Below are 15,765 nucleotides of genomic sequence, written 5' to 3' on the forward strand. Positions count from 1 at the left end.
CCGAATTATTCGTATGAAACATAGACGTCTTTTGTAAGCTCACTAGCATCTGGCAATGGACTTTCTTCGCCAAATTTAACGGAATGCTCTATAGCCTTTTTCACGCTATCTTCTATAGCATCAAGATCTTCTTTTGTTGCTAAATTGTTTGCCAATGCATAATCTTTAAACCGTTTGATGCAATCATTATGGTCACGTTGCTCCACTTTTTCTTTGTCGTTTTTATACGTTTGAGCATCACCTTCAAAGTGACCATAATCCCGATACGTTTTACATTCGATTAAGGTAGGTCCTTCTCCATTTCTAGCTCTTTTTACCGCTCGTTCAGCAGCTTCATACACTGCTAATAAGTCTTTCCCATCGACAATTTCGCCTGGTATGTTATAGCCAGCTGCGCGATCAGCAATATTCGTACAGCTCGAAGCATATTCAAAAGTGGAGGCTTCGCCATAGCCGTTATTTTCTGCGACAAAAATAACAGGTAAGTTCCAAATGGCTGCCATGTTGATTCCTTCGTGAAACGTTCCATGGTTATTCGCCCCATCTCCAAAGAAACACACGGCAACATGATCGGTTTTTTTCACCTTAGCTGTGAGACCTGCACCGACAGCCAATGGAAAACCACCGCCAACAATGCCATTTGCTCCAAGCATCCCTTTTTCAATATCCGCGATGTGCATGGAACCGCCTTTACCTTTACACAGTCCTGTGGATTTTCCATATATTTCAGCCATCATGCCATCTAAATCACACCCCTTGGCGATACAATGACCATGTCCCCTATGTGTACTCGTAATACTGTCTTGATCAGTCAAGTGTGCACATACGCCGACTGCAACAGCCTCTTCACCTGCATAAAGGTGAACAAAACCTGGTAACTCGCCTTTCGCAAATATGTCATGGACCATTTCTTCAAATTCCCGGATTTCAACCATTTTTCTATACATCCACTTCGCCTTTTCACTCGTTAAGCTTGCTAAAATTGATTTAGAGGTTCCCATATTTTCCTTCCTCCTAGTCCATTTTTAGATCTCCTGTTAGATATTACACCGAATAGATGCAAGATCGATGCCAAAAAAGTAAGCGTTTTCATATTCCGTGTTTTCTCTGTTTTCTAGACCTTTAACTTTAATAATTTAGAAAAAATGAGAATGGTGTCTCATTTTTTCTCATTCTTTCTCATTTAAGTCAGGGTGCCCTAATACTGACTACAAGTCATATTTTCGCAATTTACGATAAAGAGTACTCTTTGGCATATCTAATATCACTGCTGCCTCTCTTACCTTCCCATTAACCTGTTTCAAGGCCTCGATAATACGGTCTTTCTCTAATTGATCCCGAAAGGCTTTTGGTGAATCAGCAGATGAATGAATACGACCTTGTTCACTCTTTATTTCTCCTTCTTTTGAAAAAAAATAATCTTCTAGATTTAAGTCAGAAGGAAGATGATCACCATAGGTAACTTTTAATCTTTCCAAAACATTCATCAATTCTCGAATGTTACCTGGCCAGGTATAATCCATAAACTGAGCTAAAATAGATTTCGAAAAAATAGCAGCGTTCCATCCTCCCTTTTTAGAAAAGTCATCTATGAATGCCTGAATATCCTCTTTCCTATCTCGAAGAGCAGGTAGATTTATTGGAAAAACATAGAGTCGATAATATAAATCTTCACGCCACTGACCTTGTTTCACTAATGTTTTTAAATGATGATGTGTTGCTGTAATAATTCGAATATTGATGGGGATTGGTTTTGTACTTCCAATAGGAATAATCTCTTTTTCTTGGATCACGCGAAGAAGAGCTGTTTGCACTTCATAAGAAATATCCCCAATTTCATCGAGAAATAAAGTCCCACCATTGGCCTGTTCAAAATATCCTTTATGTCCATTACGCTTAGCCCCCGTATAAGCACCACCTACATAACCGAATAATTCACTACTAAGTAGATCTTTTGGAATAACGCCACAATTTATCGCAATAAAAGGGCGATCAGCTCGATGGCTATTTTCATGGATCGCATGTGCCATCATTTCCTTTCCAGTACCTGTCTCACCACTAATATGTACCGTAACATCCTCTTTTGCTGCTTGATGCGCTAACATAAGAACTTTTTTAAATGAGTGACTGGTTCCTTTAACCCCATCGAAATGAAAGTGATCTGGATGAGTTTGCGTTTTTGATGAAGTTCCGTTTTCTTGTAAAGACAAGGTCATTTCATAGCCAATAACACCCTCATGGTCTGATGAATAGACCTTTTTTTTGGATTCAACGATATAAGAACTTTTTTGCAGATAATTTATAGATTGATTTATATATTTATTAGCTTCTTTTCGCATAGGAGGTGAAACCCATTTGATGATATCACTCTGATCGCATAACACTTGATATGGATGTTGATTGGCAGTGAACTTGGAGTTGATTTTACTGAGTAATTCAAGCGAATCTAAAGCTATCTGCTTCTCAAGGTAAAGTTCGATATGACAAGCCATTAACTTAATCATCGGAATAAGGACTGATACATTTCGATCTTCTTCTCCAAAGGAAGCATTAAAAATTCCAATGATTTGTCCCTTTGGGTTACGAATGGGTACCGCAGAACATACCCAACTTTGTGAAGCAATGGCATAGTGTTCAGTCCGACGAATGGTAATGGCCTCTTCAATTTTTAGAGCTGTTCCTATGGCATTCGTCCCAACAGTGTCCTCTGTCCAAGATACCCCTTCTACAAATCGAATGGTCTTTGCTTTCTCCATTCCTTCCGAATTTCCACCTGTTTTAAGAATATAGCCTTCCTCATCAGCAAGGATAAAAATGACATTTGATGCTGAGTAAAGGGGTTCTAATTGATCTAACAAACTTTGAAAAGCCGTTAACAAGGTCTTGTGATCGACCTGTCTGTTTCGCAATTCGTCATGTGTTAATATGACTTGACCCATTCCTTTGTAAGGATCAACGCCTTTATTCCGACAGCGCTTCCAAGACTCTGCAATACAGCCTCTTATGTGGCGTTGATCAAGTTGTCCTTCTCGAATAAAGCGATGCCAAAATTCATTTTTCAACATGACTTTTCCCACGCTTTCTGCTTATATAGTTTTATTTTATATCAAAACTATTGATAACGCTTTCTTTGAGCCTTGGTGTTTCATTTCATTTCCCCTATTGTTCAGCTTTTTAAATTTTCTCTATCTATGCGTGTTCAAAAAGGTGACAAATGAAAAGGGTTACTGGCTAAGTACGCTGGCATCCTGCAAGAAACGCCAGTACTAGCCCGTCCTGGGCGTCGGAGGCTAAGAGCGGACAAGTTTTCTTTGGACTGGCATTTCACATGATGTGGTAGCTTCAGGCGCCCGCCACAGGACGTGAGCGATTTTAGCCAGCGATCCTCTCGTATCCACTACATGAGGACCGGGAAAAACGAGTGGGCGCCGAGATTCGCAGCTTATCATTTGGTGACTTTTTAAAGCAACCTCTATCTATATATGGTACAATGAACTGAATCTATACCATGGTGTCAAATGTTAAAGAGAGGTGATGAATAAAATGAACTTTCTAGACGATAATTATCTCACTTTTAATGATCAAGACTGGAACAGCAGGATACAAAAAGAACCTTTTCCAATAACACTAGATCAACTTCCTATTAAAATCAGTGATGCTCAAAAACAAGCCTATCTTTTTATAAGTACATATATTTCCATACAATATCAGCATTGGGCTAAACAACAAAAACATATTGACGAATACTTAACAAAGCAACATTCCCACCATACTTATATTATTGGGCTTGCTGGTGGTGTAGCTGTCGGAAAAACAACAACAGCGACTCTATTAAAAAGTTATCTTACACAGCTCCTGCAAACAGATAATATAAAAATTGTATCTACCGATAACTTCTTACTTTCGAACGCTAAACTTCATGAAAAAGGATTAATGGAGCGCAAGGGATTTCCTGAAAGCTATGATATAAAAGCACTCTTACATTTTCTTAATCAAGTAAAATTAGGGAAAAAAAACATTCAGGTACCGATCTATTCGCACCAAACGTATGATGTTTCACCCGATACGTCCCGTCAGATGACATCTCCATCTGTGCTGATCCTCGAAGGAATTAACGTCCTTGAACGTACGCCGTCAGAAACCGTAACGATAACCGATTTTCTTAATCACTCCTTATATATTGATGCACCTGAAACTATGGCAATTAAATGGTATTGGAACCGAGTTAGCCGGCTTTATGAAAAAGCCAAAGAAGATGAAACTTCTTATTTTAAACGATTCAGTGCACTCACACGTGAGGAATTTGAACAGGTTGCCATGCAAACCTGGGATCGAATTAATAGACCGAATTTAAAACAATACATTTCGCCCACAAAAAACCGAGCAAATATGATCATTTCAAAAGGTCTTAATCATCAGATTGAACAAATCCATATTAAGAAATACTGACTTAAAAGTCCCATTTGAGGGGCTTTTATTTATTATTTGGTTATTATAGGTGCTCTATCTAGGTTTAACTCATTTTACAAAATTAGTGTAGTCATTAGACGATTACGTCCGTTACTTCATTATTTTAATAACTCTCTTCATCTAATAATTACCATTGAATATAGAACAAACATTTGTATATAATAAGTAAGAACAAATGTTCTTCACTAATTTGGAATGAGGTTATGACATGACTAAAGTTATTTTTCTCGTCGACATGCAATCATTCTATGCATCAGTTGAGAAAGCAGATCATCCTACGCTAATGAAACGTCCTGTTATTGTCTCTGGTGATCCAAAACGACGCAGTGGTATTATTTTAGCGGCATGTCCAATGGCAAAATCCTTTGGTGTGAGGACAACAGAAGCTCTTTGGGAGGCAAAACAAAAATGTCCACAAGCTGTCGTCTTACGTCCGCATATGCAGCGTTATATCGATGTATCTCTTTCTATAACATCCATTTTTGAACAATTTACAGATCTTGTTGAAATTTATTCGATTGATGAACAATTCTTAGATGTGACTGGAAGCACTCGATTATTCGGGGAGCCTAAGTCCATTGCCAAACAAATTCAAAAAATGATTTTTGATGAGATTGGTGTGCATGCCCGAATAGGAATTGGTCCTAACAAAATTCTAGCAAAAATGGCATGTGACCATTTTGCAAAAAAAAGGGAATCGGGTATTTTTGAACTTAATCATAAGAATATGCAGAGGTATTTATGGCCACTACCAATTAAAAAACTATTTGGGGTTGGCTCACGTATGGAATATAACTTGAGAAGTATGGGAATTCGTAAAATCGGACACCTTGCAAATTTTTCTTTGGATATTTTGAAAAAACGCTGGGGAATTAATGGGGAAGTTCTATGGCAAACAGCAAATGGTATTGACGATTCACCCGTCACAGTTCAAACTCATCAAAAACAAAAAGCGATTGGTCATCATATGACTCTTCCTTATGATTATGGCACACGAAAAGAGATCCTTGTCATTTTACTTGAGTTAAGCGAAGAGGTTGCCCGTCGTACCCGAGCCAAGCAAGTTATGGGTAATACCGTGTCCATTGGTGTTCAAGGTGCAAATTTTGATTCGCCTACGGGATTTTATCGGCAAGTTAAACTCCCCTTTCCTACAAATTTTGGGATGGATATTTTTAGAGCAGCTCTCCAACTCTTTGATCAGTACTGGGATGGCCTGCCGATTCGTGGAACCAGCATCACTTTATCTAACCTTCAATCAGCCCATCAATACCAAATTGATTTGTTTGGTGATCTTGTCAAAAAAGAACGGCTTAGTGAAGCTATGGACGCCATGTATTCAAAGTATGGATCAACGGCTATCATTAGAGCTTCTTCATTAACAAACGCAGGACAAGTCTTTGTCCGTTCTCAAAAAATTGGTGGCCATGATAAATAAAATGAGGATGGAAAAAAATCGCACAGAATGAGTCAATTTCAGTCAGTATTAAAATTTTAGTCACACTACAGAAAAAAAGTTGCTATCTACAAAAGATAGCAACTTTTCTTTAAGTTCGTGTTCAAAAAGGTAGCAAACTAGAAGCAAGAAGGAAAAGAGCGGCCCCGTTTTCTTTGGACCGGCATTTCACATGATGTGCTGGCTTCAGGCGCCAGCCACAGGACGTGAGCGATCTTAATTGAGGATCCTCTTGTTACTGCTATATGAGGACCGGAAAAAACAAGCGGGCACCGAGATTCGTAGCCAATCATTTGGTGACTTTTTGAACAACCTTTAAGCCAAATAAGCTTCTTGAATTTGACGATTCGTCATGAGTTCTGTGCCCACGCCCTCTAAAACTATTTGACCCGTTTGAATAACATAACCACGGTCCGCTATATGAAGAGCTTGGTAAGCATTTTGTTCAACAAGGAGAATACTCATACCCTCATTATTTAATTCCTTTATAATATCAAAGATTTGTTCAACAATAATAGGGGCAAGACCCATGGAAGGTTCGTCAAGCATGAGAACGTCTGGTTTCATCATCAAAGCGCGACCAATGGCTAACATTTGTTGCTCTCCACCACTCATTGTACCACCCTTTTGATCAAGACGTTCTTTCAATCTCGGAAAATATTCAAACACTCTTTTCATTCTAGTTTCAATAACTTTCTTATCTTTAATGGAAAAAGCCCCGATCAGCAAATTTTCTTTTACTGACAATCTAGGAAAAATACGTCTACCTTCCGGAACGTGAGCAATGCCCACTAAAGACGTTTTATGAGCGGGCAAACTTGTAATATCCTCTCCATTATAATGAATGGAACCCTTTTTGGCTTCAACTTGACCACTAATTGTCTTTAAAGTGGTTGATTTACCAGCTCCATTGCTCCCAATTAAAGTCACAATTTCACCTTTATCAACATATAGGTCAATGCCCTTTAAAGCCTGAATCTTACCATAAAATGTTTCAACATTTTTTAATTCAAGTATATGAGCGCTACCCATTTGCAACAGCTCCTTTCCCTAAATAAGCCTCAATAACCCGTGGGTTATTCCTAATATCATCAGGCTTACCTGATGCGATTTCCTCCCCATGATCCAGAACATAAATATAATCAGAAATTTCCATAACTAACTTCATATCATGTTCAATAAGAACAATTGTAATATCAAGTTTTGATCGCATGTCATGAATAAGATCTGTTAATTTTTTTGTTTCTTTTGGATTCATGCCTGCTGCGGGTTCATCGAGAAGTAAGACTTTAGGTTTCGCTGCGATAGCACGGGCAATCTCTAATCGGCGTTGTGCACCATAGGATAGGTTACCTGCACTTTCATTTAATAGGTCTGCTAAACCGACATATTCAAGTAACTGATAAGCTTCTTTTTTTGCATTATCTTCCGCATGTCGAGTTCTTGGCATTTGAAACAAAGCTCCCACCCAATTACTTTTTAAATGATGGTGCATGCCAACAAGAACGTTGTCTAATACAGTAAGATCGTGAAAAAGTCGAATATTTTGGAAGGTACGGGCTATACCAAACTTCGTTACTTGGTGTGGTTTAAGACCCACAAGCGATTTTCCATTTAATAATATGTCACCAGAAGTAGGTTTGTAAACGGCCGTTATCATATTAAAAAACGTTGTTTTTCCCGCCCCGTTAGGTCCAATAACGGCTGTAATCGAATTTTTTTTAATGCTCATATTGATATTTGTATTGGCATAAAGACCACCGAATTTTTTTGTTAAATCCGTGACTTCTAATACATTCATATCTCCGAACCTCCTGATGCTTTTTTATCGTTTGATACTTGAGGCTCCACATACATCGACTTGGTAGTTGATTTTTTCAATTTATTCGCATCATACTTCTGATTCTTTGCAGGTATAAGACCCTTAGGGCGATATAGGGCAAAGAGAATTAACAGTAATCCAAAAATAAAACGTTGCATTTTTGCAGGTGAGAGGGCATCAGGTACTGAAATAACCCCGTTAGTATTCAATTGGTTCAGCCAATTCGATACCTCTGTAAGAACCTGTAAGTTCAAAATAGTTACAACGGCTGCACCTAGAATAACCCCTGGAACGCTTCCCATTCCTCCAAGAAGAACCATAACGAGAACCGTAGTCGATTCTAATAAGGTAAAACTTGTCGCATCGACATATGTTTGCTTTGCTGCAAAAACAACACCCATCATACCAGAAAAAGAGGCGCCGATGGCAAAAGCAGTTAATTTGGTTTTAACCAAAGGAATTCCCATCGCTTGCCCTGCAATTTCATTATCACGGATCGCTTTCCAAGCACGACCAATTTTAGAATGTTCAAGTCTCGTTACGATATAAATGACAACTAAAAGGATAGCTAGCGCCACGTAATAAAACTGGCTTGCATTGGCTATCACGATACCAAAGATTTTAGGAGGAGCGATAGATGCAATCCCCATTGATCCGTTTGTGATATTAATCGGATGATCTAAGTTATTAAAGATAATCCGGATAATTTCTCCAAAACCTAACGTGACAATAGCTAAATAGTCTCCTTTTACTCGAAGAACCGGAATTCCGAGCAAAATACCAAAGATGGCAGCTACTATTCCCCCAATAAGAATAAAGATCCAAAAACTTTCCCCTGATAAAGGAAAATGTCCAAAGTGAAGAAACTTGGAAGCTTGTGCACTGGCAAAAATACCATATGTATAGGCACCAACTGCAAAGAAAGCAATAAAGCCGAGATCAAGTAATCCAGCAAAACCAACCACAATATTCAAACCAAGTGCCATTGCACAGTATATACCAACAAGTGTTGCAACATCCATATAGGATTCATATGCTTGCCCCTGACTTGCTGAAAAAGGTATAAGAACAGCTACAATAAGAAGGCCAATAATCCACTTTGCTTTAGTATTAAGTTTAAGAAAATAGAGTAAAAGAATAGAGAATAGTAACAACAAGAAGGCTACAACGGACTGTTGAGCCAGAATTAAACTCAAACTAGTGACGGCCACATAGACGATAAACAAAAGAAGTTGAGCTTTTTTATTTTGTGAAAACAAGTCCACTAATTTTCTCATTATTACTCACCTACACTTTCTCAACGACGGCTTTACCAAACAAGCCCTCAGGTTTAAAAATCAATACAGCAATTAAAATGGCGAATGCAAAAATATCTTTATATTCTGCTCCAAAAGCACCATGTGTTAAAGTCGAGAGATTGGCTGCAGCAAACATTTCGAGAAATCCAATAAGTAAGCCCCCAACCATAGCTCCACGAATATTACCAATTCCACCTAAGACGGCAGCTGTAAATGCCTTTATTCCCAGAATAAAACCAATATACGGGTCAATCGTTCCATATTGAATCATAAACAGCACACCTGTTGCACCACCAAGAGCTGATCCTACAAAAAAAGTAACAGAAATAACCTTATTTACATTAATAGACATGAGTGATGCCGTTTCACGATCTTGAGCTACCGCACGCATTGCCATACCCCATTTTGTTCGGTTCACGAAAAAATCTAATGCGACCAACATAATAATAGCTACTATTAATACAACAAGAAACGAGCTTTTAAACAAAGCATCACCAAATTGAGGTAAAATAGCTGATGTTTTTAGATGAATTTTATCATTAAAAAGGGATGGAGCAGAAACAATATAGTTTCCGGTTTTTAATTCTGCAATAAAACGAACGATATCTTGCAATAAAAAAGAAACACCAATCGCTGTAATTAATGTTATTAGTTTAGGAGCACTTCTTAGAGGACGATAAGCGACCCTTTCAATTCCCATCCCTAAAAATCCGGTTGCAAGGCTTGCTATAACGATAATGATAATAAAAGCTAAAATAGCAGGTACAGAGGACAAGAACCCTACACTAGATAAAATTAATAAAACTGTTGTACCAATAAAAGCTCCAGACATAAAGATTTCACCGTGAGCAAAGTTAATCAATTCAAGGATTCCATATACCATGGTGTATCCTATGGCCACAACCGCATATACAACCCCTAAAGTAAGACCATCGACAATGACTTGCGGCAATGTTTGAATAATATGTGCTAGCATTTCTTCACCACTTTCCTTACTCTATAGTCTTTTAAAATACTAAAAGGGTACGGGTTACATGACCATACCCTTTTAGCAAATATAATTTTTATTTACTGATGGCTTTTTGTTGCACTGCAGGGTATGCAGCTTTGTCAAATTTAAAGATGTAGACCTTAGCGAATTTGTTATCGCCTTTATTGTCAAATCCAACTTTGTTGATAATACCTTGATAATCTTGAATTGCTCTTACAGCTTGACTAACAGCTTCTCGAGTAGGAAGTTTACCATTGTTTTTGTCGATAGCAGACATAATGGCTTTAAGAAGTACACCTGTCGCATCGTATCCATAAGAAGAATAGGACTCTACACCCTTACCGAATTTAGCCTTGTACGCATCGACAAATTTCTTACCTGCTGCTACTTTTGTTACATCACCAGCAACAGAAGTGAGATAAACGTTTTTCACAGAGTCCCCAGCAATTTGAACAGTAGAAGAAGAATCTAGACCGTCGCCACCCATGATTGGAATATCTAGACCTTTATCACGAGCTTGTTTGATGATTAACCCACCTTCAGCATAAACGCCGCCAAAGTAAATTAGATCTGGTTTTTTAGAAGCTGCTTGGCTAATAACACCATTAAAGTCTTTTTCGCCAACTGTTATACCTTCATAGCCAATAATATCGGCACCAAGTTTTTTGGCTGCATCTCTAAATGCTTCTGCAAGACCTGAACCGTAAGCTGTTTTATCTTGAATAACAAAGATTTTTTTTGCTTTTAGCGTATTTACTGCAAAGTCGGCACCGGCTGGTCCTTGAAAGTCGTCACGTGCACATACACGGTTAACTACTTTTAAACCACGATCTGTAACATCAGTAGCAGTTGCAGCAGGAGAAATCATCGCTAATTGATTTTTTTCATAGATTTCTGACGAAGGGATGGTTACACCAGAGTTCAAGTGTCCAATAACACCAAGAATGGATTTATCTGATCCAATTTGTTGAGCATTTGATACACCTTTTTTAGGATCAGCTTGGTCATCATAAGGTACGAGCTGCAAATCAAAGCCTTTTTTTGCAAAAGCTTTCTTTTGATCTGAAATAGCTAATTGTGCTCCAAGCTTGATTGCCTCACCTAATGTTGCACTACCACCTGACAATGGTGATTGTGTTGCAATTTTAATAACTTGTTTTCCACCAGATCCTGAAGAGCCACCTTTAGAAGATGAACATCCACTAATGATTCCAAATGCTAATGCAGCAGTGGCAATTAAAGATACAACCTTTTTAGATTTCATGTTGAACCCCCTTATTATTTTAATTATTGCTGTAATCTAAAGAATTAGAAAATTATGTATCCTCCAATCCCCCCTACTAAGAAAAGCAAAATAGGACTTTTTCTCTAAAAAAAGAGCGCTCTTTTGTTATGATTATAGTCAGTAATACAAGACATGTCATTTATAGTGTTAGGTTTTCTGACATACTTTTTTCAAAATTATCTGCATAATATGTCCTTTCAGCAATAAAAAAAACATAGAAAAATGGCCATATTTGTTGAAACTTCTCTATAGTTATTATCTTGTTCTATCTTATAAAAGCTTATAAAAAGGGAGTTCAATTCATGACTTAAGTCATGAATTGAACTCCCTTAAAAAAATTTTGTTGTCGATTATAAATAAAATAAGATTGAGTAAAAATAACCATTACTATTTAATGATTAGTTCAAAGTTAATCTGCGAAATATGTCATTGTATATCATTTTTTATCTAGTAATTTACCTGCAAATTTTTCAGATATACCAGGAAAACATTGATATAACCAAGTGCCTAACGCTAATAAACGGGGCATATCGACTTCACGTTTTCGCTTTTCAATAGCTAAAATCACTTGATGTGCCACCTTGGCTGGTTCTAGCAAAAATCGTTCAATATTTTTCACATATTCACCAGATGGATCAGCTGTTCTAAAAAAAGGTGTGCGAATCGGCCCTGGATTAATGGCTGTGACATTTATACCTGTTCCCTTTAGTTCCATACGTATGGCATTCGTTAAGCCTAAAACTGCATGTTTACTAGCAGCATAAGCTGCAGATTTTGGAGTAGCTACCTTACCCGCAATAGAAGCAATATTCACGATATGTCCTTCTTTTTGTTTCATCATGTAAGGAATAACTGATTGAGAACAAGCCATTAAACCAAATACGTTGACGTTAAACATTTTCTTTATACTCTCAATTGACGAATCTAAAAAATAATCAAATGTTCCATAACCCGCATTATTAATTAAGATATCGATTCGTTGGTATTTTTTTATAATCATGTTAAAAACTTTTTCAACTTCTTCTAAAATACTAACATCTAATATATAGTAATCGGCCTCACCTTGATACTGACTGATTATTTCTTTTTTTAGTGTTTCAAGTTTAGATTGACTACGAGCAATAAGGATAGGGTAGGCTCCTTTTTGTGCAAGTTGAATAGCCATTTCTCTTCCTATCCCGCTTGATGCTCCTGTAATTACAACGACTTTACCCTCAAACAGTCTTTGAGACATATTTTTTTCCACCTTATAATAAATTTAGTTTATGCCTGTTCATCCGCAATTTTTTATAGGTCTAGCCTCATTTTCATCTTTGATTTCTTGATTTTATATTGCTAACCTTAACTGGCAACCATCCCACTTGTTCTATAAGAGGTTGCTTGAAAAAGTCACCAAATGATAAGTTCGATCTCGGCGCCCGCTTGTTTTTCCAGTCCTCATGTAGTGGTATATAAGAGGATCTCTAGTTAAAATTACTCAACGTGTGGCTGGCGCCTGAATATACCACATCTTGTGGATGCCGGTCCAAAAAAACTGGCGCCGCTTTTAGTCTCCGACGCCCAGGGACGGGCTAGTACTGGCGTTTCTTGCAGGATGCCAGCGTACTTAGGCAGTAACCCTTTTCATTTGTCACCTTTTTGAACACGCTCTATAAGAGGTTGTTCAAAAAGTCACCAAATGATAACTTGCGAATCTCGGCGCCCGCTTGTTTTTCCAGTCCTCATGTAGTAAAAACCTACATTCCGGTCTTCAAAACGGCTCCGCCTTGATCTTCTTGCTTCTAATTTGCTTCCTTTTTGAACACGCACTATAAATAAAAATATCATAAAAGAATGCAATAAAAGAGTCTTGAATTTGGAATGTTATATGCATGTATATTGATTTCTAATTGAGGTGTCTATCTTGTCCATTTCTATTATTGCTCACCGCGGTTATAGCAGCAAATACCCAGAGAATACCATGCTCGCTTTTAAAGCGGCTCAAAAAGCAGGGGCTGACGGCATTGAAACAGATGTCCAGCTTTCAAAGGACGGAGTTCCTGTACTTATTCATGATGAAACATTAAATCGCGTTGCAAAAGTCAATGGTTATGTTAAAGACTTTACATTAAAAGAATTAATTGAGATTAACGTTGGAAAAGGATTTGGTTGGAGAATACGTAAAGCTTTTATTCCTACATTGGAGGAATTGCTGGCTTGGATCGCAAAAACAAACCTATCTCTCAATATTGAACTAAAAAACAGCCAATTTCCATATGAAAGTATGGAAGCAAAAGTCATAAAAATGGTACATCATTATAAAATTGCCGATCGAACCATTTATTCCTCTTTTAATCACGAGAGTCTATTAAAAATTAACAAAATTGATTCGAATGCTGAAACAGCGCCGTTATGCAAAAAATTAAAAACATGCTCTTGGCAGTATATTAAAACATTAGGCGCCTCTGGAGTTCACCCTAACTATAAATACCTGAATAAAAATGACGTTAAAGAGATGCAGAAACAAAATATCAAAGTTAGGCCTTATACAGTCAATCAAAAGATGGCGATAAAACGACTCATACATTGGAATATTGATGGTATCATTACTGATCAGCCCCGCAAAGCAAAACGCTATGTTTATGAAGAATTAAAATTAAAAAGTAAGTCTTATGATAAAAAATAAAAAATAAAAAAACGAGAGAACTTCACAAAATAAGTTCTCTCGTTTTTTAATACGTTTTTTAGGTTTAGCATGTCAATACCGAATTTTAGATCATAATCCTTTCCAGGACAAAAGTTGCTTTAACACAACCTTTACCTTAAAGACCAAATAATAGTCAATACAATCGCATCATTCCCACATTATGGAATTTTATAAGGACTATTTATTCGTGTAGAAGGTTTTATTATACCGCATTAGATACAAAAATAAAACTAAAAACAAAAAAATTAACTAAATTAACAAAAGAGTAAGAAAACAATTTCATTTTTTTAAAAATAACGTTACTTTTACTGACATAGTATGTTATAATTTCTTCAATAAAGAGAGAGGAGCTATAATTAATGAATGATATTAAATTTATGTTGGATTCTTTATGGGTCATCATTGCTGCCATTTTAGTTATTGGTATGCAAATGGGATTTGCTTTACTTGAAACGGGCTCGATTCGTGCAAAAAATGCCGGACACGTTGCAGGTAAACAAATTCTAAGTTTTGCTATTGCTTCACTGGCTTTCTGGGCCTTTGGTTTTGCCATTACTTTCGGTAACGGAAATGGATTCTTCGGAGTTCATGGATGGTTCTTAGGTAGTGAAAAAGTATTTGACTCAGTTTCTTGGATGAATATTCCATTATCAATCAAATTTTTATTCCAACTTTCTTTTGCAGCTGTATCTTTAGCTATTGCTTGGGGCGGCTTTGCAGAACGCGCAAAATTAGTGGTCTACTTTATTTTCGGCATTTTGTTTACTGTACTTATTTATCCTGTCGTAGGTCACTGGGTTTGGGGTGGCGGTTGGCTTGCCAAAATGGGTATGCAAGATTTTGCAGGTTCAACAGTTGTACACTTACAAGGCGCTATTGCTGCTTTAATCGCAACAATTTTATTAGGCCCACGTATTGGTAAATTTAATAAAGATGGTTCACCAAATACGATTGGTGGTCACAACATGGTTTACACAGTCATGGGTGGTTTTATCCTCTGGCTTGGATGGTTTGGATTTAACGCTGGTAGTACAGGTGGAACAGCTGATGGATTCTTTGGTTATGTTGCTTTAACAACTAACTTGGCTGCTGCTGCAGGTGCTATCGCTGCTCTTCTTACTGCAATGGCAATGTCAAGAAAAGCTGACATTGGGGCAATGGTCAATGGTGTTCTAGCTGCTCTTGTAGCCATCACAGCGTCTTGTGCGTTTGTTGCTCCTTGGGCTGCAGTCGTCATCGGTGCTGTTGCAGGATCTGTGACTTATTGGACTTCAGTTTACTTCGAGAAAAAAGGGATCGACGATCCAATTTATGCCTTCTCAGTTCATGGTATTGCGGGCGTTATTGGTACACTTTCAACAGGTTTCTTTGCTACAAAAGAATTAGCTGTTGTAGGTAAACCTGGTCTATTCTACGGCGGCGGACTTCACCAACTTGGTGTTCAAGCTTTAGGTGTTGTTACTGCAGCAGTTTATGTAGCTATCATATCCTTCATTGTTCTTGCTATTCTTAAAGCAACAGTTGGTCTTCGTGTGAAAGCTGAAGATGAAATTGCTGGACTCGATATTGCTGAACATGGAGCTTATGGTTACCCAGAAACTTTTGAATCTGAAAAAAAACCAAATCAAAATCAAAATAAAGCACTATAATTCCTTATAAAATTTAATCATAACCACCCTTCCAAAGGGTGGTTTGCTCTAAGGCTATAAGCCTTAATTACCGGCCAGCGTCTAAAGGCGCTGGCTTTCACTTGTGTT

General features: G+C 37.5%; 12 protein-coding genes. 4 read left to right on the top strand and 8 right to left on the bottom strand.

The genetic code is table 11. The features are described from left to right. Window positions 1–5: 5 nt before the first annotated feature. Both FG390_RS08555 and FG390_RS08560 read right to left on the bottom strand, forming a co-directional pair. Complete coding sequence (locus FG390_RS08555) at window positions 6–1,001, bottom strand: thiamine pyrophosphate-dependent dehydrogenase E1 component subunit alpha (protein WP_141190628.1); 996 nt, start codon at window positions 999–1,001, stop codon at window positions 6–8. A 207-nt stretch (window positions 1,002–1,208) separates the two neighbouring features. Continuing rightward, the gene (locus FG390_RS08560) at window positions 1,209–3,065 is read right to left on the bottom strand and encodes a sigma-54-dependent Fis family transcriptional regulator (protein ID WP_141190629.1); all 1,857 of its coding nucleotides are present in this window, start codon (window positions 3,063–3,065) and stop codon (window positions 1,209–1,211) included. A gap of 478 nt (window positions 3,066–3,543) precedes the next feature. Here FG390_RS08560 and coaA point away from each other — a divergent pair, with 478 nt between their 5' ends. After that, on the top strand, window positions 3,544–4,449 hold the full coding sequence (coaA, locus tag FG390_RS08565; RefSeq protein ID WP_181406439.1) for a type I pantothenate kinase: 906 nt from the start codon (window positions 3,544–3,546) through the stop codon (window positions 4,447–4,449). 229 nt (window positions 4,450–4,678) lie between these two features. Then, the gene (locus tag FG390_RS08570) at window positions 4,679–5,908 is read left to right on the top strand and encodes a DNA polymerase IV (RefSeq protein ID WP_141190631.1); all 1,230 of its coding nucleotides are present in this window, start codon (window positions 4,679–4,681) and stop codon (window positions 5,906–5,908) included. 333 nt (window positions 5,909–6,241) lie between these two features. Here FG390_RS08570 and FG390_RS08575 read toward each other — a convergent pair whose 3' ends face one another. The 6 genes from FG390_RS08575 to FG390_RS08600 all read right to left on the bottom strand — a co-directional run bounded on the left by FG390_RS08575 (window position 6,242) and on the right by FG390_RS08600 (window position 12,556). Next, a complete protein-coding gene (locus FG390_RS08575; RefSeq protein WP_141190632.1) occupies window positions 6,242–6,958 on the bottom strand; it encodes an ABC transporter ATP-binding protein in 717 nt (238 codons plus the stop codon). Continuing rightward, complete coding sequence (locus tag FG390_RS08580) at window positions 6,951–7,727, bottom strand: ABC transporter ATP-binding protein (protein WP_141190633.1); 777 nt, start codon at window positions 7,725–7,727, stop codon at window positions 6,951–6,953. Before FG390_RS08580 ends, FG390_RS08575 begins: the two co-directional genes overlap by 8 nt. Continuing rightward, window positions 7,724–9,025 (bottom strand): branched-chain amino acid ABC transporter permease, encoded by a 1,302-nt coding sequence (locus tag FG390_RS08585; protein WP_141190634.1) that lies wholly within the window; start codon window positions 9,023–9,025, stop codon window positions 7,724–7,726. Before FG390_RS08585 ends, FG390_RS08580 begins: the two co-directional genes overlap by 4 nt. A 10-nt stretch (window positions 9,026–9,035) precedes the next feature. After that, the gene (locus FG390_RS08590; protein WP_141190635.1) at window positions 9,036–10,022 is read right to left on the bottom strand and encodes a branched-chain amino acid ABC transporter permease; all 987 of its coding nucleotides are present in this window, start codon (window positions 10,020–10,022) and stop codon (window positions 9,036–9,038) included. Between the two features lie 88 nt (window positions 10,023–10,110). After that, window positions 10,111–11,301: a branched-chain amino acid ABC transporter substrate-binding protein gene (locus FG390_RS08595; protein ID WP_141190636.1), complete on the bottom strand. Its 1,191-nt coding sequence runs from the start codon at window positions 11,299–11,301 to the stop codon at window positions 10,111–10,113. Between the two features lie 457 nt (window positions 11,302–11,758). Continuing rightward, complete coding sequence (locus tag FG390_RS08600; protein ID WP_141190637.1) at window positions 11,759–12,556, bottom strand: SDR family NAD(P)-dependent oxidoreductase; 798 nt, start codon at window positions 12,554–12,556, stop codon at window positions 11,759–11,761. A 669-nt stretch (window positions 12,557–13,225) separates the two neighbouring features. Between FG390_RS08600 and FG390_RS08605 the strand changes: the two genes are divergently transcribed. Beyond that, window positions 13,226–13,987 (top strand): glycerophosphodiester phosphodiesterase, encoded by a 762-nt coding sequence (locus FG390_RS08605; RefSeq protein ID WP_141190638.1) that lies wholly within the window; start codon window positions 13,226–13,228, stop codon window positions 13,985–13,987. 380 nt (window positions 13,988–14,367) lie between these two features. Beyond that, window positions 14,368–15,657, top strand: a complete 1,290-nt coding sequence (locus tag FG390_RS08610) for an ammonium transporter (RefSeq protein ID WP_141190639.1) — start codon at window positions 14,368–14,370, stop codon at window positions 15,655–15,657. The last annotated feature ends 108 nt before the right edge of the window (window positions 15,658–15,765 follow it).

This window comes from Terrilactibacillus laevilacticus (assembly GCF_006517395.1).
Taxonomy (GTDB): domain Bacteria; phylum Bacillota; class Bacilli; order Bacillales; family Sporolactobacillaceae; genus Terrilactibacillus; species Terrilactibacillus laevilacticus.

Coding starts and splice junctions, on each gene's coding strand:
- FG390_RS08595 (WP_141190636.1), bottom strand. CDS start 11,301: ATGAAATCTAAAAAGGTTGTATCTTTAATTGCCACTGCTGCATTAGCA.
- coaA (WP_181406439.1), top strand. CDS start 3,544: ATGAACTTTCTAGACGATAATTATCTCACTTTTAATGATCAAGACTGG.
- FG390_RS08610 (WP_141190639.1), top strand. CDS start 14,368: ATGAATGATATTAAATTTATGTTGGATTCTTTATGGGTCATCATTGCT.
- FG390_RS08560 (WP_141190629.1), bottom strand. CDS start 3,065: ATGTTGAAAAATGAATTTTGGCATCGCTTTATTCGAGAAGGACAACTT.
- FG390_RS08585 (WP_141190634.1), bottom strand. CDS start 9,025: ATGAGAAAATTAGTGGACTTGTTTTCACAAAATAAAAAAGCTCAACTT.
- FG390_RS08575 (WP_141190632.1), bottom strand. CDS start 6,958: ATGGGTAGCGCTCATATACTTGAATTAAAAAATGTTGAAACATTTTAT.
- FG390_RS08580 (WP_141190633.1), bottom strand. CDS start 7,727: ATGAATGTATTAGAAGTCACGGATTTAACAAAAAAATTCGGTGGTCTT.
- FG390_RS08555 (WP_141190628.1), bottom strand. CDS start 1,001: ATGGGAACCTCTAAATCAATTTTAGCAAGCTTAACGAGTGAAAAGGCG.
- FG390_RS08570 (WP_141190631.1), top strand. CDS start 4,679: ATGACTAAAGTTATTTTTCTCGTCGACATGCAATCATTCTATGCATCA.
- FG390_RS08590 (WP_141190635.1), bottom strand. CDS start 10,022: ATGCTAGCACATATTATTCAAACATTGCCGCAAGTCATTGTCGATGGT.
- FG390_RS08600 (WP_141190637.1), bottom strand. CDS start 12,556: ATGTCTCAAAGACTGTTTGAGGGTAAAGTCGTTGTAATTACAGGAGCA.